The sequence below is a fragment of the Paenibacillus sp. FSL R5-0713 genome (genome assembly GCF_037973325.1).
In the GTDB taxonomy this organism is placed as follows: Bacteria; Bacillota; Bacilli; order Paenibacillales; family Paenibacillaceae; genus Paenibacillus.
Genome location: NZ_CP150229.1, coordinates 101070 through 120736 on the forward strand (window position 1 = coordinate 101070; position 19667 = coordinate 120736).

At 47.3% G+C, this 19667-nt stretch carries 19 protein-coding genes and 1 riboswitch; of the genes, 10 read left to right on the forward strand and 9 right to left on the reverse strand.

What is annotated here, in order from left to right:
* The first annotated feature begins 169 nt into the window (after nt 1-169).
* Both MKZ12_RS00480 and rluF read left to right on the forward strand, forming a co-directional pair.
* Nucleotides 170-2509 (forward strand): ATP-binding protein, encoded by a 2340-nt coding sequence (locus MKZ12_RS00480; RefSeq protein ID WP_339258198.1) that lies wholly within the window; start codon nt 170-172, stop codon nt 2507-2509.
* A gap of 18 nt (nt 2510-2527) precedes the next feature.
* Complete coding sequence (gene rluF / locus MKZ12_RS00485) at nt 2528-3229, forward strand: 23S rRNA pseudouridine(2604) synthase RluF (protein WP_339258200.1); 702 nt, start codon at nt 2528-2530, stop codon at nt 3227-3229.
* A 122-nt stretch (nt 3230-3351) separates the two neighbouring features.
* Here rluF and motB read toward each other — a convergent pair whose 3' ends face one another.
* Together motB and motA are read right to left on the reverse strand one after the other, a co-directional pair.
* The gene (gene motB / locus MKZ12_RS00490; protein WP_339238967.1) at nt 3352-4170 is read right to left on the reverse strand and encodes a flagellar motor protein MotB; all 819 of its coding nucleotides are present in this window, start codon (nt 4168-4170) and stop codon (nt 3352-3354) included.
* Complete coding sequence (gene motA / locus MKZ12_RS00495) at nt 4157-4957, reverse strand: flagellar motor stator protein MotA (RefSeq protein ID WP_339242860.1); 801 nt, start codon at nt 4955-4957, stop codon at nt 4157-4159. Before motA ends, motB begins: the two co-directional genes overlap by 14 nt.
* 234 nt (nt 4958-5191) lie before the next feature.
* On the opposite strand from motA, the gene MKZ12_RS00500 reads away from it, so the two are divergent.
* From MKZ12_RS00500 to rbsK, 4 genes are all read left to right on the forward strand, one after another.
* Entirely contained in the window at nt 5192-5485 is a 294-nt protein-coding gene (locus tag MKZ12_RS00500; RefSeq protein WP_253428962.1) for a hypothetical protein, read from the forward strand.
* Between the two features lie 95 nt (nt 5486-5580).
* Nucleotides 5581-5706 carry a hypothetical protein gene (locus MKZ12_RS00505; protein WP_339238970.1) on the forward strand — a complete coding sequence of 42 codons (126 nt, stop codon included), beginning with the start codon at nt 5581-5583 and terminating at the stop codon, nt 5704-5706.
* Between the two features lie 30 nt (nt 5707-5736).
* Nucleotides 5737-6033 carry a 4a-hydroxytetrahydrobiopterin dehydratase gene (locus tag MKZ12_RS00510; protein ID WP_062838136.1) on the forward strand — a complete coding sequence of 99 codons (297 nt, stop codon included), beginning with the start codon at nt 5737-5739 and terminating at the stop codon, nt 6031-6033.
* Between the two features lie 45 nt (nt 6034-6078).
* Entirely contained in the window at nt 6079-7062 is a 984-nt protein-coding gene (gene rbsK, locus MKZ12_RS00515; protein ID WP_339238971.1) for a ribokinase, read from the forward strand.
* A 74-nt stretch (nt 7063-7136) separates the two neighbouring features.
* On the opposite strand, the gene MKZ12_RS00520 is transcribed toward rbsK, so the two are convergent.
* From MKZ12_RS00520 to MKZ12_RS00540, 5 genes are all read right to left on the reverse strand, one after another.
* Nucleotides 7137-7496 carry a cytochrome c gene (locus MKZ12_RS00520; RefSeq protein ID WP_278297432.1) on the reverse strand — a complete coding sequence of 120 codons (360 nt, stop codon included), beginning with the start codon at nt 7494-7496 and terminating at the stop codon, nt 7137-7139.
* Between the two features lie 150 nt (nt 7497-7646).
* Nucleotides 7647-8141 (reverse strand): GNAT family protein, encoded by a 495-nt coding sequence (locus MKZ12_RS00525; RefSeq protein WP_339258202.1) that lies wholly within the window; start codon nt 8139-8141, stop codon nt 7647-7649.
* Between the two features lie 353 nt (nt 8142-8494).
* A complete protein-coding gene (locus MKZ12_RS00530; RefSeq protein WP_339242862.1) occupies nt 8495-8929 on the reverse strand; it encodes a C40 family peptidase in 435 nt (144 codons plus the stop codon).
* Between the two features lie 39 nt (nt 8930-8968).
* Nucleotides 8969-9106, reverse strand: a riboswitch (cyclic di-AMP (ydaO/yuaA leader).
* A 245-nt stretch (nt 9107-9351) separates the two neighbouring features.
* Nucleotides 9352-10203: a hypothetical protein gene (locus tag MKZ12_RS00535; protein WP_339238973.1), complete on the reverse strand. Its 852-nt coding sequence runs from the start codon at nt 10201-10203 to the stop codon at nt 9352-9354.
* Between the two features lie 10 nt (nt 10204-10213).
* Nucleotides 10214-12205, reverse strand: coding sequence for a M1 family metallopeptidase (locus tag MKZ12_RS00540; protein ID WP_339258204.1), 1992 nt, complete (start codon nt 12203-12205; stop codon nt 10214-10216).
* Between the two features lie 101 nt (nt 12206-12306).
* On the opposite strand from MKZ12_RS00540, the gene MKZ12_RS00545 reads away from it, so the two are divergent.
* Nucleotides 12307-12810, forward strand: coding sequence for a YwhD family protein (locus MKZ12_RS00545; RefSeq protein WP_253428974.1), 504 nt, complete (start codon nt 12307-12309; stop codon nt 12808-12810).
* Between the two features lie 199 nt (nt 12811-13009).
* Here MKZ12_RS00545 and MKZ12_RS00550 read toward each other — a convergent pair whose 3' ends face one another.
* Entirely contained in the window at nt 13010-15088 is a 2079-nt protein-coding gene (locus tag MKZ12_RS00550) for a PBP1A family penicillin-binding protein (RefSeq protein WP_339258206.1), read from the reverse strand.
* Nucleotides 15089-15500: 412 nt separating this feature from the next.
* Here MKZ12_RS00550 and speE point away from each other — a divergent pair, with 412 nt between their 5' ends.
* Both speE and speB read left to right on the forward strand, forming a co-directional pair.
* On the forward strand, nt 15501-16328 hold the full coding sequence (gene speE / locus MKZ12_RS00555) for a polyamine aminopropyltransferase (RefSeq protein ID WP_339258208.1): 828 nt from the start codon (nt 15501-15503) through the stop codon (nt 16326-16328).
* A gap of 14 nt (nt 16329-16342) precedes the next feature.
* The gene (speB, locus tag MKZ12_RS00560) at nt 16343-17212 is read left to right on the forward strand and encodes an agmatinase (RefSeq protein ID WP_278297424.1); all 870 of its coding nucleotides are present in this window, start codon (nt 16343-16345) and stop codon (nt 17210-17212) included.
* A 427-nt stretch (nt 17213-17639) separates the two neighbouring features.
* Here the strand turns inward: speB and MKZ12_RS00565 are convergent, their stop codons facing one another.
* Nucleotides 17640-17771, reverse strand: coding sequence for a hypothetical protein (locus MKZ12_RS00565; protein ID WP_017691304.1), 132 nt, complete (start codon nt 17769-17771; stop codon nt 17640-17642).
* A 619-nt stretch (nt 17772-18390) separates the two neighbouring features.
* On the opposite strand from MKZ12_RS00565, the gene MKZ12_RS00570 reads away from it, so the two are divergent.
* Nucleotides 18391-19578: a hypothetical protein gene (locus tag MKZ12_RS00570; protein WP_339258210.1), complete on the forward strand. Its 1188-nt coding sequence runs from the start codon at nt 18391-18393 to the stop codon at nt 19576-19578.
* Nucleotides 19579-19667: the final 89 nt, after the last annotated feature.

The window sequence follows — 19667 nt, forward strand, 5'->3', positions numbered from 1 at the left end:
TGTAGAGTTCAAAAATGCAAAAAACAACGAATTTCGAGCTTTTCCGTCATTCGGTAACTTTTGGTCACAGGTCAATTATCCTTTTCAAAAAGACATACAAGCGTTATGATGGAGATAGGTTTTGCCATATATCGCCAGAGGGTACAAGCCGAGAGGTGAACAAAAAAACTTGTCTATTAAAACGAAATTATCCATGATTATGTCCTGCTCAGTGCTCGTTATTTTAGTGTTGAATATCGCACTGAGTTATTATACTACAGAAGAGAATCTGAGGCAGGACAGTGAAACCAAGATGGTACTCACTGCAAAGCAGATTGCAATTGCTGTCGAACAGAATCAATACAGTTCAGATTATGTAAAAAGGCAGATTGGAAACAATCTGTGGCTTGCTGCTGTCATGGCAGCGGAAGAGTTGGACCCGGATATTAATAATATCACAAATGAAGAACTTGTTCGCTTGAGTCAAAAGGTCGGCGTTTCGCATATTTCATTGATGGAACAGACGGATGATGATATTGTGGTTAGCCGCTCATCAGATCCAAGAGAGATCGGGCTGTCCACCAAATCCATGACCTATTGGTATCAGGCGTTTAAACAATTATTTGAAAAACAACAGGTAACGATTCCTCAAGGGCAGAAGCTGGAGCATTTCTGGTCCGATGGTTTCGAGTATTCGACATCCAGTCCCTCGGATATTGATATCTGGGGTTACTACCATGATGGAAAGAGAAACTACATAATCAATCCCTTCTATAATAATACGGAAGTTGATGACTATGTGAAAATCTCTAGTCCGGATGAGATTTTGAATAAAATCCGTGAGGTCAATCCCTCCATTCTGGAGATTACAGGCATCAATCCATTGACTTTTGGCAGCCCGAACATGGGTGATGACGGAAGAGATTCGAATTTTAGCAAGTTGAATAACAGACCTATTCGGTTTGGCACGTATCAATATGGATCTACCGATGAAGATCATCGTGCTGTTGTGCGCGCCATTCGGACAGGGCAGAATGTATCTTTTGTCAGTGAAACGCACGAACAGAAGGTGCTGAAGAGTTTTATCCCTATTTTCACACCTAATCAGTCTTCATATGTCATCAGTATTGTCATGGACTATAAGCAAATATCCTCCATGGTGTCTGAGCAACTGGTGAGCCATGCCTCAATATCGTTGGTGTTGCTGGAGATCGTGATCTTTGGTAGCTATCTGCTCGCAGGTTATATTACGCGTCCGATCCAATCCATACTGGGCAAAGTGAATGATGTAGCGGATGGACACTTTGACTTCCGTCTGAAAGTACGGAGGAAGGATGAACTCGGCCAACTGGCCAATCGGATTAATGCCATGATTCGTAATCTGGGCCATTATACGAGTCGTCTGAAACAGATGTATGAAGAAAATCGCGCGGTAAAAGAGCATCTGGAGTCCATTATCAATCAGACAGCCGATGCCATTCATATTACGGATCTTGAAGGGAAAGTGCTGCGGGTTAACCGGGCATTTGAACAATTATATGGCTTTCGAAGTCGCGAGGTGGAAGGTCGTAATCTGAAAATCATCCCGCCAGAGGCAGAGGAAGAAATGAAACGTCAGCATGCCCAACTCGTTGAGGGAATGTCTATTACGTCCAATGAAACCACCTGGATGAAGAAAGATGGGACTCGTGTAGAAGTCAGTGTCAGTACGGCTCCAGTACGAGACGAAGCTGGGGAGATTACCGCGCTCATTAGTGTCTCCAGAGACATTACGAGCCGTAATCGGATGGAAGAGCTGCTCAGACGCTCTGAGAAGCTAACAACCGTGGGCCAGCTTGCGGCAGGTGTCGCGCATGAAATACGTAATCCACTCACCACGCTGCGCGGATTCCTACAGTTACAGCAAGAGAGCAACAAGCTGAATCATCGTCATCTGGATCTGATGTTATCGGAGCTGGATCGCATCAACCTGATTGTTGGTGAATTCCTGATTTTGGCCAAACCGCAGGCAGTTCATTTTCAGAATCGGGATATTCGTTTTATTCTCGGCGATGTCATCTCTTTACTGGATAGTCAGGCGCACCTGCATGGTGTAGAATTTGTACTGCGTGCCTCATCCGATTCGGCTATGGTACACTGTGAAGAGAACCAGTTGAAGCAGGTATTCATCAATTTGCTGAAAAACGGTATGGAGGCCATGCCAAATGGAGGAAACATCCACATCAAGCTCAAGCATGACGAGCAGTCGAAGCGCGTCAGAATTGAGATCAGGGATGAAGGCATTGGTATCCCGGAAGAGATGATGCCCAAGCTTGGGGAGCCTTTCTTTACGAATAAGGAGTCCGGGACAGGGCTTGGTCTGATGGTCAGTCAGCGAATTATTCAATCACATAAGGGCATGATGGATATTAAAAGCGTCATGAACAAGGGAACAACGGTTATTATTGAACTGCCTGCATCCGAGCAACAACCGGAGGTTATCGAGGCAGATCAGGTAACGGATGAACCAATTACAGATGAAGAGAAATAGATGAGGTGAGATTACCTTTTGCGTATTAATAAATTTATTAGTGAAACAGGTTATTGCTCGCGGCGTGAAGCCGACAAGTTGGTGGATCGTGGGCTGGTAACCATTAATGGAGTTAAGGCTGAGCTGGGCAGTCAGGCAGAAGAAGGCGACGATGTACGCATTAATGGCAAACCGATCAATGAAAAGAGAAAACATGTATATATTGCGCTGAATAAACCGATTGGAATCACAAGTACTACTGAGCAGCATATTCAGGGGAACATTGTTGATTTTGTCGGACACGATGAACGTATCTTTCCAATTGGACGTCTGGATAAAGACTCGGAAGGTTTGATTCTGATGACCAATGACGGAGATATCGTTAACCGGATTCTTAGAGCAGAAGGACGCCATGAGAAAGAGTATATCGTCACTGTTGATCGAACGGTCACGCCGAGTTTCATTAGAGGCATGAGCACCGGAGTTAAGATTCTGGGTGAGATGACACTGCCTTGTACCGTGACCCGGATGACGGATCGGGTATTCCGTATTATCCTGACCGAAGGAAAGAACCGTCAAATTCGGCGGATGTGTAGTGCCTTTGGCTACGAGGTTCGTAAGCTGAAGCGGATTCGGATCATGAACATCCATCTTGGAGAAATGGCAACCGGTTCTTGGAGAGAGCTCACCGCTGCTGAAAAAGCGGAGCTGGGCGGTCTGCTGGACTATTCACTGGAATAGTCGATTCGACTTTCTTTGACCCAATAAGAGCAATAATTATTGAAGAAAATATAAAAGCAAAAGACCGCTCCCTATCGTTAGATGGAGAACGGTCTTTTTGGTCATCGGCGGCCTAGTGGCCTTTAATTTCCTCCGCCAACGGCTTTTACATTGGTATTGTTACTTTGATACTTCCGAATGATAGAAACCTCTACACGGCGATTCTGTGCCCGTCCGGCATTGGTGTCATTACTGGCAACCGGGTGATACTCTCCATAACCACTTGGTGTGAATTTGGAAGGGTCCAATTGTGTGTTCAGCAACAGGATTTTCAGGAAGTTAAGCGCACGGTCTGCACTCAGATCCCAGTTATCCTTATATTGGTTGTTCGAAATGGGAATATTATCGGTATGACCGGATACAACCACTTCGTATTCAGGAAATTCTTGCAGCATGCTTGAAATGGCTTTGGCCAGGGATCGTGATTCAGGCTTCACATCTGCTCGGCCTGAGGAGAACAGGGCGTTATCACTGATGGTGATTTTCAATTCAGACTGATTCAGCTTGGTGTTCAGCTGGTCCGAAAGGCCGTTCTTCGAGATATACTGGTCAAGCCGTTTCTTGAGCTTCTCCAGATCTTCCTGCTCTTTTTGAGCCATTTGTGCATCCGTAATCTGAGCTGGTGTTTTTTTAGTGATTTCTGTAGGTTCCTGTTTGTTCTTACCCAAGTCAACACCTGGCGTATCCGGATTCATGGACGTATGATCCAGAATACCAGAGCCTCCATTCAATGCACTGCTTAGTGCGGAAGCCATCTGCTCGAACTTGGCCGCATCGAGTGAACTCATGGAGAACAACGTGATAAACAGGGCAAGTAACAAGGTCATCAAGTCAGAATAGGGAAGCAACCAGCTCTCGTCTATATGTTCTTCATGTGGTTCGTGCTTTTTAGCCTTTTTCACCTGATGATCCCTCCTTCTCTTCCAGTTGTTTGCGTTCGGAAGGTGTCAGGAATACGGATAACTTTTGATTGATGGCAATGGTGGATACACCAGATTGTATGGATAACAACCCTTCAACCATCATCAGCTTGATCTCCATTTCTTGCTTGGACATCCGCTTCAGTTTGTTAGACATCGGGTGCCATAACACGTAACCACTAAATATACCAAGGAGTGTTGCGATAAATGCTGCCGCAATCGCATGGGAGAGTTTCTCCATGTCACTGAGATCGGCAAGTGCTGCGATGAGGCCTACAACGGCCCCGAGAACCCCGAGCGTTGGCGCGTACATCCCCGCCTGGGCGAAGATCAAGGCACCGCCGCGGTGGCGCTCCTCTGTAGCATGAATATCTTCCATCAGTACATCACTTACAAATTCCTGATCGTTGCCGTCGATAATCATACGCATACCGCCACGAAGGAACTGATCGTCAATCTCTTCTACTTTTGATTCCAGTGCAAGCAAACCTTCACGACGGGTAGTGGAAGCCCAATCCATAAACGTGCCGATCAGAGACACTCGATCAATAAGTACTTGATTTTTGAAAATAATCGCGAAAAGCTTAGGGATTTTCTTAACTTCTGACATAGGAAATGCAATAAAAATGGTTCCTGCCGTACCAACAAAGATAATAACGTAGGCTGCCGGATTGTTAACCAGGTTGATTAAGGGCGCACCCTTCAGGAACATACCGAGTACAAGGGAGACCAGCCCAAAAACTAGTCCAATAATCGTTGAAATGTTCATCATACACCTCATCCATGAGATAAAATTGAATCCTTTCAAGCGGCTGTATTCGGGCTTCCGGACGAATTTTTGGCCGCAATCCGTTCAATGTTAGGCATTCCTTGCGGTTGCTAAAACAGTTCAAACGGTCATATATAGTATTTATCGACCAGAAGGCCTTTTTTTTTAAGGGCTATTTTCAGGTATAATAAGATCAAATCCGCTCCTTAGGGGCCGAATAGGAGTGAAAAGCCAATGGGCGTAAAGCATGGACGGGATTATGAAGGAATTTTGACAGATCTGACAACGGCAATTGGACGCATACCGGATCGGTATGTTTTCTTTGAAATGGACGCGGAAGAGTGGGAGAGACTCGCTGCACCTGAGCAACTTGAAGTGGATGAGGCGTTGGCGGAAGATTTGTTCTATGCACTGGGCGAAGAGTCTGTGATTCCGGTTGGAAGTGGCGTGGTCATCCATGATAAGGAACAGCACCGCATTCATATTCTGATCGGGGAAGAAGAGTTAACATTTGTACCTTTAATCTAGTGTATATACATGCATTTTAAGGTGTATGAATGGAACTGGAATTTTCCATAAAGCCTTATGGTTAGTGGTTCTACGCCATATAAGTTGATTGGATTTTGAAGCTTGTCCGTGGTAAGATGTTACTCGTGAAATGGGCTGATCGCATGGCGATGAGCCTGGCCTTTGAGGTTGCTGACGATAGCACCGAAGGTGTTGGTGGTTATACGGACGCACGTCTGTAATGTACCATCCTATGGGGAGGAAGATAACGCATGGTTTTTTCGCAAGAGGAAGTCGAAGCTCATCTGGGAAGGCTGGAAGGCTGGGAACTGGAAGAGGGACGGTGGATTGTACGCAAATTTGTGTTCTCCAACTACATGAAAGGGATTGCATTTGTGGATGAGGTCGCTGCGATCTCGGAAGCGTTCAATCATCATCCTTTTATTACGATTGACTATACAACGGTTACGCTGCGTCTCACGTCATGGGATGCGGGCGGTATTACATCTGTAGATATTAAGGAAGCAGGGCAGTACAACGAAGCTTATGACAAAATGAGGTCGGAATAACGAAGTTGGTTATTATCGCGCGGCCGGAAGTGAGTGAACCCATACATGTCAGACTATAATCAGGAACAACCTCTTATTGCTGTCGTAGGCAGTCTCAATATGGATCTCGTGGTGAAGACAGATACGATTCCGGAAGAGGGAGAGACAGTGAGCGGTGAGGAACTCCACTATCTCGCTGGCGGCAAAGGTGCAAATCAAGCTGTCGCTGCTGCGCGTCTGGGTGGACAGACCACAATGATTGGTGCGGTGGGATCGGATAGTTTTGGCGAACGTCTGCTGCACAGTCTGACGGAAAGTGGTGCAGATGTCTCGCAGGTTCGCAGATTGGAAGACACGGTTACAGGGACAGCTTCCATCTGGCTCTCTCGAGGAGACAATCGGATTATCGTTATTCCTGGTGCGAACGGGCAAGTAGTGCCTGAGATGCTGGAAGAAGCGGATACGGTAAAAAGCCTGACTGCAGCCGCAGCGGTGCTGCTACAGCTGGAGATCCCGCTGCCAGCGGTTACCCGCGCCGCCCAACTGGCGGCTGAAGGCAGCGCACTGGTGGTGCTCAACCCGGCTCCCGCGGTGCCGGGTCTGCCCCAGGAGCTCCTGCGGTGCGTGGACGTTGTCACGCCGAACCGCAGTGAGCTTGCCGTGCTGACCGGCCGGGATCATCTCCGGCCGGAAGACCTGGATGCGGCGGTCGCAGAGCTCGCCGCATCCCTCGGGGCCGCTGTCGTCACGACGCTCGGCCCCGAGGGGGCTGTGTACGCGGCGGCGCCTGGTGGCCGCGTACAGGCAGGGCGTGCCGGCGCATGCCGTGCGCCCGGCTACGCCGTAAGCGCCGTCGATACGACCGGCGCTGGCGATTGCTTCAACGGCGCGTTGGCGGTAGCCCTCGCGCGCGGTGAGACGTTGGACGCGGCCGTAGGCTTTGCCATGGGTGCGGCCGCGTTATCCGTGACGAAGCTCGGCGCCCAGTCCGGGATGCCGTCCGCACGTGAAGTGGAGGCCTTTCTGGCCGAGCATGCGGCAGATGCCTAATCAATAGCATAACAAAGAGGCTCTTATTCTCCCAAAAGGGGATTAAGGGCCTCTTTGTTATGTGTGTGCAGAGATTACTTCTTCTCTGACAGCCACATGGCGATATTGGCAATCTCTTCATCCTGCAGTTTGCCCTTGAAGGAAGGCATACCGCCACCTTTACCTTTGACAATCGTAGTGTAGATCTTCTCCAGATCATCCTGGCTGCCGATGTTTGCTAGAGCAGGTCCTACGCCACCCTGAAGCTGATCCCCGTGACAGGAGATACAATTGGCTTTGACCAGTGCTTCAGCCTGTCCGGCATCCAATGTGACTTCCGGCATGGTAGGCTTGGCTTCTTCAGCCACTTCTTCTTTCCCTGGAAGCGTAAACATTAAAACAATAGCTAAAGCGCATGCTGCAAAAAATACTCCGCTCATGATCCATTTGTGCATCCCTTATGTCCCCTCCAGAATGAAAGATCATCTAACCTGAAACTATCCATATCATTATAACGGAACCTGTACTGACATCATAGCATTTTGTGGGAAATTTTTGAACTAATCACATAACAAGGCGCAAATTTGGTTGTTTTGCAATGGATTTTAATCACGAGGCCCTTCATAAACCATACAGTGAAAGGGCTTCAAGCCGCTTGGGGTCTGTCGTTCGTATGTATCCTGGGTGACAAATCCACTCTTTAGATAGACTTGAATGGCACGAGCATTCCAAGTGAGCACTTCCAGATCGATCTCATTCATCGGATTTCGGCGAATGGCTTCCTGTACAATGGCCGTGACAAAAGCTGTCCCTTGCCCCTGACCACACAGCTCTGGATGCATGCCGAGGCCAATCCGGGTTACCCCTTGAAGTGGGAAGTATTGAGCAAATCCACATATACGATCGTTCTGATCCAGGACAATCGCATATTGCTCCTGCCGCAGCTGTGCATCTCCGAATTCCACTTCCAGCGCTTTCATCTGCTCCCAGGGGAGCCAGCTGTAGATATTGTAAGGCGGATCATACTGCCAACTGCAGATGAGCTCCGCATGTTCTTCTCGCATGGGTACAACGTGAAACGTTACGGGGGCTTCCTTCATACACCTGCATGCTCCTTTCCTTGAAACAGAACTCTCTGTCCACTCTACAAAAGAGATATTCATTTAGCAAGTCTCTCTTACCAGAAAAAATATGAAACAAAAGTTCCGGTAATTCCGTTTATATTATAACAGGATGGGTAAAAACATCATAAGGGCACGGACGAACGAGGACAAAATGAGCCTGTTGATGTTGTAGGATAGCCCCGAGCGTAACTTGCAATATGAATCAGGATGGAAGCACAAAAAAACCGCCGGATACATTCCTGCGGAGAATGTACCGGGCGGTTCTGTTATGCTTCTTGCTTCGTTACAGTATGGTTCATGGTTACAGTATCATGTTGCTCAGCTTGTCCCTAGTCAAGGGCCAGTGATTCATACGCGTCCGTGCTCATAATCCGTTTAGCGCCAACATAACGATTGGCCCAATAGCTTTCACTCAATGCACTGATCGTAACACCTTTGGAAGAAGAAGAGTGTGCGAACTTTCCATCCCCTACAAAGATTCCTACATGGGATACGCCTTTACCTGTAGTATTAAAGAATACCAGATCGCCAGCTCTCATTTCCATGCGGGATACGGAATCGCCCATGTCGAATTGGGAACTGGATTGGCGTGCCAAATCAATACCCAATTTGTCGAATACATACCGTGTAAATCCGGAGCAGTCAAAGCCGTTAAGCGTTGTTCCCCCACTTTTGTATGTAGTTCCCATTGCTGAATCAATTACTTTATCCATTTTTGAATCTGCGAATGCGCTACCTGCACCAAGCGATAATGCGAATGTGATGCTAAGTACAGCTGCGGTTAATTTCTTCTTGAACAAGAGATATTCCCCTTCCAACGCCTGCGAGGTTAGCTTAAGGATTCGGTTGAAGGTCCCCTATGATCCCTCTGTAGCAAGATCAATTCACCCATAACTGGTTCCCCCGCTTCCCAGGTGCCAGGAATTTGGCTATGCTAGTTATGCACCTGCGAAATCAAGAAATGACGATTTAATTTTAAGTAGTTACAAATATGAATGTAAAGATTACAAAGTTGTTACTAAAAACTCACTGCGATTATTGTAACAGAGGAGTACGTCTTTGGCAACGTTTAGCAACAAAATTAGCAAAAAAAACCTCGACCTTTGACGGGGAAAGGTTGAGGTTTGCCTATTTATAAGTACATAGCAGGCCATGAGTTTAACATGTGATGGTAACAATTTTTAAACTAAATGCTCTCACCTTTGGATACTTTGGACTGCCACAATCGGAAATGGCTGCATATTTTCCACAGACTCAATAGACATCTGGCAAGTGGATACGTCTGTTGTAGTATAAGTCCGGTAAGTCCCGTTAATAACCATGAGGCTGAAGTGAATGCCCCAAAGACGAGTAAGTGGACTCCGCCCAGCAGGAGAGCAATGCCGATAACGGCGATGAGATGACGCAGTGCAATCCAGAGTGCTTTGAGGGTGCCGTGAGCCCCGCCTTCTCCTTCTGGTGCCGACACACCGAACTGCATGTAGAGCATGACATGGTGGATGACCCATCCATATACAATCCAGGCAGCAACATAAGGTATACCAGGCAAAAGTAATTGAAGGGAATGAAATCCGTCCATGAGGATCGAGTAGAGCTTCGGTATGAGCCAGTAGGCGGGCAGAAGTATCAATAATGTACGTATGGTGTGCAGCAGCAGCATCGGTTTCCACAGTTTTTTGATTCCACGGACGAATGGGATGCGCTCTTCTGTAGAATTAAAGTGCTGAAGTGAGTAGAGCAGTCCTGCCTGAATAAGGGGGCTGATCAACATGCGAACCAGCAGCATGCCCCCCAGAATCCATAGATAACGATGAACCTCCGGATGGGTAGATAGGTTAAGTTGGCTTTCCATTTTGAACAAAAGTGTACTCAGTTCCCCGGCATCAGAATCTGGATAGCGCAGGAGGAGTGGGATGACTGCCGATTGTACCATTCGATAGAAGAAATATCCCCAAATGAGTTGATAAAGAAATAAGAGTGCCGCAATGAACATATGCTGACGGACGAGAAACCAGCCTTCACGTATTTTCGCTTTCACCGTATCCACCTCACCATGACAGACCTCCGAATATGGCTTCTATTAGTTTGGTTACACTCATGCTCCAGCGGGACTTCGTCTGCTCATCCAGTCCGGATTTTAGGAAATTGTTCATATGGCGGTTCTCCAGCACGATCGTGTACAGGGGATCGGTCATGGCCCAGGCTACGGGGGATGTGTGCGTTAATTTATAGGTAATTCGATCTTCTATGCCATCCCATTGCTTGGTGAGGGTATGTCCGTCTTCAAAAGCAATGCGAACAGGAACGGCGTTGTAATCACTGCCTTTTTTGACGATCGTCACGGATGACTCGTACCATGTTTGACCGTCTTTCTGTACAGGCGTAACACGAATCTTCTCTACAGCAAAGTCAGCCATTCCATTACCGTAGACGTATTGGTCAAAATAATCAGACCAGGACGTGCGGGTCACTTGTTCCACAACGTTCTGAAAATCTGCCGAAGTGGGATGTTTGAAGCGGTACTTCTTCACATAGGTAGAGAGAATGCGTTCCATCTTTTTTGTGCCGACTTGATGTTCAATACCAAGCAATACAAGCTTGCCACGTGTGTAGACATTGGCTGCATACTCATTCTGTGAATCGAACTTCCAGGATTCTTGTGTTAAGGATGAAGGAGACGTAATCAGGCCCGATTGTACCGGCAGATTCGGAATCAATCCGTATTCCTGCTCCATCAATTTGTCTTCTGCATAAGAGGTGAACCCCTCATCCAGCCAGGCTTCCTCGAATTCGTTGCTGGCAACCATGCCGTAGAAGTACTGGTGTCCGATCTCGTGGACTACGGTACGTTCCAGGTCATAACCTGGAGTAGTGTCATCGGCTCCAAAGGCCGTTACCAGCGTAGGGTATTCCATACCTCCAGCACCGTTCCCCGCTTTGGGTGGAACAACGATGGATAAGGTAGCATAAGGATACGGGCCAAACCATTTGCTATAATTGGATAGAGCGGCCTTCGCGGCGTAGAAATAACGTTCCTTCAGATCCTGATGAGCAGGATCCAAATATAATTTGATTCGTACACCAGGCACATTGGGTGCAGAGAAGGGTTCCTCGGCGTAGACAAAATCCGGTGAAGCTGCCCAGGCGAAATCATGCACATCATCGGCATAGAATTGATAGACTTTTTCTCCGTTCTTCACCACGGCTTGTTGTGTCGGAAATCCGGTAGCGGCAACTTTGTATGTTTCAGGCACCCGAATACGCACACTATATATACCGAAGTCGGCGTAAAACTCTGAATTGCCATGGTATTGGTGCAGATTCCAACCTTCCGTTGTCCGTCCGCGCCTGCCCACAGGTTCATAGGCACTTAATTTGGGAAACCATTGACCTGCCATGACAAAATCATCAGCAGTTCCCATCCGGGCAAAAATCTTTGGCAGATTCACTTGGAAGCGGGTGTGGAGTGTAATGCTTTCTCCGCCTTTGACGGGTTTGGGTAAGCGTACTTTAATGAGGGTGGTGTCCTTGATATTTCCGTCATCTGGTTGCACATACTGCATCCGGTGCAGCAGAGAGAGCCCGTCCTCCGTTTTCATTTCGGTAATATTCATGGAGCCATAACCGTTGGTAGGCATGACATCACCCCGAAGCTTTCCGCCGGATTCCTTCATAAAGGTGGTGTCAGCAGAAGAGAAGGCGTTGGGATACATATGAAAGTAAAGCTCGTTGACGGTTTTTTTACCTGGATGTGTCCAAGTAATCGTCTGAGTCCCTTCCAGTACGTTCCCTTCGACCAGTTTTACATCCATGTGATATTCCACAACACGGTTGCTGTACACTTCGGCAGTAGGGGTCTGTACACTTTCTGGAGGTGCTGGGGTTGGGGACTTTGCCTTAGGCTTGCCCGATTCCGGGGCAAGTGTTGGCAATTCGGAATGAGTTGAGTGAGTATAACCCAGAGTGATCCATATCCCTCCGGCCAGCACACACAGGGCCAGGGATGCGGTGAGCCAGCTCTTGGCGCGTCGTGGAATCATCGATAAATACCTCCCGTTGACAAGCATCTACAGCATGTATATGTTTGCAATGGGCCGATTATTAGTTAAAATATTTGTATCAACCCTTGGAGGCTATAAACATGGACCAAAACGAGCAAAACGGCAAAAAGCAGATTGCCTTGAATATCGTTAGTGCAAAGAGCAAGCATAAAGGCTTCGGTGCAGGCTCCATTGATCTGAATAACCTATCTCCGGTCATTATTGACAATGGTGAAGCCAAAATTGATATTGGTGCGATGCATGCGAAGAGTAAAGTGGAGCGCAATATCAAGTTCTCGACGAATCGTGAGGATGTACCCAACGGTCGCCAAGTATGGCTGGTGTGGGTAGCTGTGGATCGCACGGAAGAGGGACAGTTGTATGGTGGAGCAACAGCATGTGAGATGTGGATCGATACAGAAGCGAGACGCGGATGGAAACTGCTGGCGGAACATGTGAATCGCATGGATTATGCCATGAAGCGCCGTTTCATGCTGGATGAACTGGGGCCGGAAGATCGGGCTGCACTCAAGAAGCTGTTGATCTCACACAACGAAGAATGGTGGAATGCTTCTCCGGATGAATTGAAAGAAGCACTCGCTTAAGGCAAATCATTCAACACCGTATAAAATCAAAAAAAGCAAAAGGACCCTTGACCGTAAAGTTCGGTTTGGGGTCTTTTGCTTGTGTATGATCTGTATTCATCGAACTGAATAATTATGAGTTTTCATCCGAAGTTAATTTCCAAATGCCCAATATAACGAGAAGTTACGAGTGACGCAACTAAGTCATCGTGCATTTGCGTCATTCTACCCACCAACGTTTGAAATCTCCCCACCAGGAATGTTTCTCTTCCTGTATGCCTTGTTGATTCTGTACCTCACGGGTCTTCTCATCTTCTCCAGGATCCGAATCATCCGTCGTACCGTGGCAGACCTCTGTGGGTTCAGTGCCATCAATAAAAACTTCCAGTCGTTTCTCTTCGCAACCGTTGCCTGCCAGCTTACCGGATTCCGGGTCGATATAGACACTTACGACGTGATCAGGAACAGTGAAAATTTTGGGTGGTACGCTCGCAAGCGCCTGCTCTGTGAATTGGGCAAAGATTGGTGCCGCGCGGCGGCCGTCCGAAGTCGATATGGCTTTGCCTTGGTCATATCCAACCCATACGGCGGTAGAAAGTTCTGGTGTGAATCCAACGAGCCAGGCATCCGTGTTGGTTGTGCCTGTCTTTCCGGCTACCGGACGTTTAATTGTGGCAGATACCCGGTTACCGGTTCCTCCATTTTCGAATACACTTTCCATTAATCGAGTTAGTACATAAGCTGCCGCAGGTTCCACAACGGTCTCAGCCTTGGTTTGAGGCGATTCATAGAGTACACGTCCTGCTGCATCCGTCACTTGCAGAATGGCGACAGGCGGCGTCCGTTGTCCGCCAGCAGCAATGACGGAAAAGGCCGACGCCATCTCCAGCGGGCTGACAGGTGACGTTCCCAGTGCGAGAGAAGGTACGGCGCTCAGGTTGCTCGTAATACCGAGGTTTTTTGCCATACTCACAACCTGCTCAGGACCGATCTGCATAATGGTGTTCACCGCATAGATATTGTCTGAAGCGGCGATCGCTTGTCTAAGGTCAATCTCACCCAGATACTTGTCTCCGAAGTTGCCGGGTTTATAGGTCTTACGGTCATTGTCGTAGTGAAATAGGGTAGGTTCACTATTAAATATGGATGCACTGGTGAGTTGCTTGGACTCCAGGGCAGCCAGATACATAATAGGTTTAAACGCCGAACCTGGCTGGCGCGTTGTCGCCAGTACATGGTTAATCTGATTGGTGCGGTAATTCTTGCCGCCCACCATGGCTTTAATGTAGCCTGTCCGAGGGTCGATGGACACCAGAGCTGTCTCCAGCTCACTTTTGGCATCCATACCCTTCGCTATCGCGTCTTCCGCTGCTTTTTGTACACGCAGATCCAGTGTGGTGTAGATGTTCAATCCCCCATGATCCAGCATCGCTTCACTGATTCCCAGTTCTTTGATGGCCAGATTCCGGATATAGTCGCGGAAATACGGGGCACTTTCCACCGTTTTACGTTCGCTTTCCGGTTTGAATGCTAGCATTTGCTCATAAGCTTTATCCGCCTCAGCTTGGGTGATCTTGCCGATATCAGCCATGGCATTCAGCACAATCTTCTGCCGGTCTTTGGCGTTTTTCATATGGTTATAGGGTGAATAGTAGGTTGGTCCTTTTGGGATTCCTGCCAGCATAGCGCTCTCTGCGAGATCCAGCTGTTTGGCGGATTTGCCAAAATACATTCGCGAAGCTGCTTCGATTCCGTATGCACCATGCCCATAATAGATTTCATTCAGATACATCTGTAGGATTTCATCCTTGCTGTATTTCATCTCCAATTGCGCCGTGTACATGGCTTCTTTTGCTTTGCGAGTCCATGTTTTCTCATGAGATAAATATAGATTGCGCGCCAGTTGCTGGGTCAATGTACTCGCGCCTTGCGACATCTGCATATGTTCGAGGTTAACGAGCACGGCCCGTCCCATTCCCTGAACGTCAAAACCGTAGTGATTATAGAACTTGCGATCCTCTACAGCCAGAGTGGCGTTGACGAGATTCGGAGCGATATCCTCCAGTTGAACCGGAACAGAGTCTTTGCCACCGGCGGAGAAGGTAGCGATCACTTCCCCTTGACTGTCCAGCAATCGGGAATTCCGATCAGAGTCTGCGAGGGGCAGGCTGGTTGCGTACAGGTAGACCAATCCTGCAGCGGTAGCAAGCATGGCGAGCACGGCGAGCAGAGACAGGTTTTTAATGAATTTACGTACACGGAACCCGCGTTTGCGGGTCTTTTGATTTGGCTTGGTCATGGAACGGGCTCCTCTCTTTTCTTCCAGTATGGGACTTCATTGGCAGGGATATTCAATCAGGTACATAAGCAGACAAAATGTAGCGTTTTCGCCGGAAAAACCGTTTTGCAGTATAAACGTCAATCGCGTATAATGCAAAAGGGTAATGAAAAGGTAAGATTCGGCACAAGATACTAAAGCGCGTAAGGACGAACAGACGAATGGTCATTGATTCATTGATTAGTCAGACGCTCTGCACGCTCTGGTCAATTTAATCTATATAATGAAGTGAACCGCGGACTTTTCCCGCAGGCCAGCAATCATAACGTGATATGGCGCCGAACGCTGGACGTGCTTGGGCGAACCGATTATAGTGCATCGCACTTGATCGGGTATGGCTGATCATTAACTTTACGGAAAGAAGGTAGAGATTATGGAATTGTGGTTTACGGAGAAACAGACCCCGGTATTCGGGATCACCGCGAAGATTAAGCAGACCTATGTCACAGAGAAAACCGATTTTCAAGATTTGGCCATGGTAGAAACCGAGGAATTCGGTAACATGTTGCTTCTTGATGGCATGGTGATGACGACCGTAAAAGACGAATTCGTATATCACGAAATGGCGGCACATCCTGCGCTGAACACTCACCCGAATCCGAAAAAAGTTCTGGTTGTCGGTGGCGGCGATGGCGGGGTCATTCGTGAAGTGATCAAGCATGCTGCTGTAGAAAAAGCAGTTCTCGTCGAGATCGACGGAAAAGTCATTGAATACTCCAAAAAATATTTGCCTGAAATCGCCGGCAAGTTGGACGAGCCTAATGTTGAAGTGCTTGTCAACGACGGCTACATGCATATTATTGAACATAAAAATGAATACGATGTGATCATCGTAGACTCTACAGAGCCTGTAGGTCCGGCTGCTCCATTGTTTGAGCGCGGTTTCTACCAAGGTATCTATGAAGCGTTAAAAGAAGACGGAATCTTCGTTGCCCAAACGGACAACCCGTGGTTTAAGGCGGATCTGATCCAGAAGGTGAACAAAGACGTCAAAGAAATCTTCCCGATCGTACATGTGTACGGCTGTAATATTCCAACCTATCCAAGTGGTTTGTGGACATTCACGATGGGTAGCAAGAAACATGACCCGCTCAAAGTGGATGAGACCCAACTCCCGGAGATGGATACCAAGTATTACTCTCCGCGTCTGCATAAAGCAGCATTTGTACTTCCTAAATTCGTGGAAGATTTAACGAAATAAAGGGGAAATCATTAATGAAACTGGATCAAGCTTATTCAGGAAACGTATTTATTTGCAGCTCTGAGGATTATGAGAACTCGAAAGCAGTTATCTATGGTATGCCCATGGATTATACTGTCAGCTTCCGTCCGGGTTCCCGTTTTGGCCCATCTCATATCCGTCAAGCATCGGTTGGACTCGAAGAGTACAGCCCATATCTCGACAAAAGTATCGTAGACATGACGTACTTTGACGCTGGAGACTTGCTACTGCCTTTCGGTAACGCGGGACGCAGCCTTGATGTAATTCATGAATACATCGGCAGTCTGCTTGCTGATGACAAGTTCCCAGTTGGTCTCGGTGGCGAGCATCTGGTTACTTGGCCAGTCATCCAACAAATGTACAAGAAATACCCGGATCTTATCCTGATTCATATTGATGCACACGCAGACCTTCGTGAAAATTATGAAGGCGAGCCATTGTCTCACTCCACGCCAGTGCGTAAAGCAGCTGAGTTGATGGGTGGCCAAAACATCTATCAGTTCGGTATCCGTTCTGGTTCCCGTGAGGAGTTCCAGTATGGTCGCGAGAACATCAACTTCTACCCATTTGAAGTGGCAGCTCCGATGAAGGAAGCTCTTCCGAAGATGGGCAACCGTCCAGTATATGTGACCATCGACATCGATGTGCTTGATCCGTCAGCAGCTCCAGGAACAGGTACAGCAGAAGCGGGCGGCATTACGTCCAAAGAACTGCTGGAAGCCATCCATATGATCGCCGGATCTGATGTAAATGTAGTTGGTTGTGACCTGGTTGAAGTAGCACCAATCTATGATCCCACACAACAGACACAGATTGTAGCTGCGAAGCTGATCCGCGAAATGCTGCTTGGATTCGTGAAATAACACAGAATAATTGATAAAGATAACGCTCTCTGTCTGCGCTGTTTCAAATTAGCGCAGGGAGGGCGTTTTTTTGTTCACGTTTATCCCTGTGTCCTCAACTATTCTAGCCTAAGGAACGGAATTGATTGTTAGACCAAAAGTATTCTGGCAAACCAAATGACGAAGTTAAATTAAGTTAAGTTAACTTAACTTAATTTAACTTTTGGAAAGAGCTATGCTATACTGACTACATAAGTTATTCAGTAGTATATTAATTGATATATTACATTCGTGAAGTATATGGTGATCGGGTTCGACCATATACTAAAAAAGAGTCTTCACCGCGCCAACGGCAAAGACTCTTAGGACCCGAAAGGCTGTGGATTGCCACGGCGCGCATGAACTAAATAATGCTATTCAAGCGAAACCCACCGTCAGGCTTCCGACCTTATGAGGTGGGTTTTCGCTTGCTACGAAACTTTTTGCGTAACCAACGGTAAAGCTTTCGTCCACTCAGTACAATACTGAGGATCGCCGCAATCCATCGGATCACATCAAGCAACGCCACAAGTTTGACCATCGACGTCACCCCCTCTCGGGAAGCTGCGCCGTGATCTGGAAAACATCCACCGTTATTCAAGAGTCCATAAAATCAATTATAGCACGTATGTTCCTATGTCTCTACCATTTATTGCTTGTATCAGTACAGGCTCGCACATGCAGATATCTTGCCTTGGCATGAATCTATCACCACACTTATGTATAATATGGAAGTAGAGGAAGGTGAATATGTATGCGTGTGATTCGATCTCAATTGAGTATGTATCCCAAATGGTTTCCTGTAGTTTTTATAGTTTTTTTCATCAATTTTGTATTAGCAGTGACGGTATTTCTTAACTTCACGTTGATGTTGGCTAGCCTCGCGATGCTTTTTGCTGCATATAGTATTCGGGAATATAAATACAACAAAATATACTTTAGTTTATGCCTGTTCTTAAGTGTCAGTTTTGTTATCCTTGGTATAAGAAGATTTCCCATGTAACTTAGAGTGCACTACGTTTAGTAATCAACCACCTCTGCCTACATGATCCAATCATGGGTAAAGGTGGTTTTTTTCTTGCGAAATTGTCATCGAAGTACACCAGATTGTTACGTTATCATCACCCGATTTGGGTAAAACCGTAGAAGGAGGTGTTACGATGACAACTAAGAGTACAGTGACATGGAAACGGATTGGTGCACTCGCATTATCGTTAACGCTGGCTTGGGGGATGGGACCGATACATACGCTATCAGGCGCTAACGCTGCATCCTCGCAGGCATGTGGAAAGGGAGATCATGGACTCTCTGCTATACTGAAAAAAGGTAGTGGTGTGGAAGAGCAACGATTGCAATTTACAGACATTGATTTTCTTAATGATACGACTGGACGAGCTGGGGGTGAAGGCTTCCTGATCGGAACCTCAAATGCAGGATGTACGTGGCAGTCCATATATACCGGACAGTGGCAATTTACACAGCTTGATTTTCCGAATAATGTGAATGGATATGCGTTGGCACAAGTGAAAAATTCACCTGCAACCTATCTGATTCGTACCCATGATGGGGGATCGCACTGGACACGACTCGATACGCCTGGCATTCAATTCAAGCGAATCGATTTTCGCAATAAAGATGTAGGATATGGTTACACCTATAATAGTGCATATCAGACGAAGGATGGCGGGGTAACCTGGAGCAAAATAAATACGCCTGCCAACACACGTGCAGCTGCTTTTGCGACAGAGAAGCAAGGGTATGCTGTCGTTGTTGTACCTGGATCGGGATATCATCTGAAGCAAACGAGTGATGGCGGCAAGAACTGGACAACCTCTCTTCGAGTTGTCTCAGACACATGGAGTGGAGCGGATCTGTATGCACACGGTCAGCAAGTGTGGGCCCTTCTGTATGGTGATGCAGGCATGTCCCAACAATCGTACTCCCTCTATGCGAGCGGCAATCAAGGTAAGAACTGGACCCAAGTATTTGCGCAATCCACAGCAGGAGGAGGTCCTGCGCCAGGTACAAACAGTACGGGGAAAGGAACCGGACCTGCCAATCCAGGTGGTCATCCAGGTAACATGGCGTTGATTGGTAATCAGACAGCTTATCTGTCTGCAGGTTCACCAGCAGCTGGTAAAGTGGGTATTGGACGTTCTTATGATACAGGTTCCACGTGGAAAAACGTTGACTTGAAAGATCCGGGGTACAGTTCCCGTATCTCTTTCCCATCGGCCAAGACGGGTTGGCTCGTCGTAACAAGTGATAACTCCCCTGCGATCTATCAGACTACTGATGGCGGAACAACGTGGACACAAAAAATGTTGTTGCCTTCAGAGCAGGATTAAATAGCCTGTTAATCTGAAATAACAACAGAGCAAATCCAAATTAGAAATGAATGATAATCAATCTGGTATGTCTCTGCATGGATATCTAT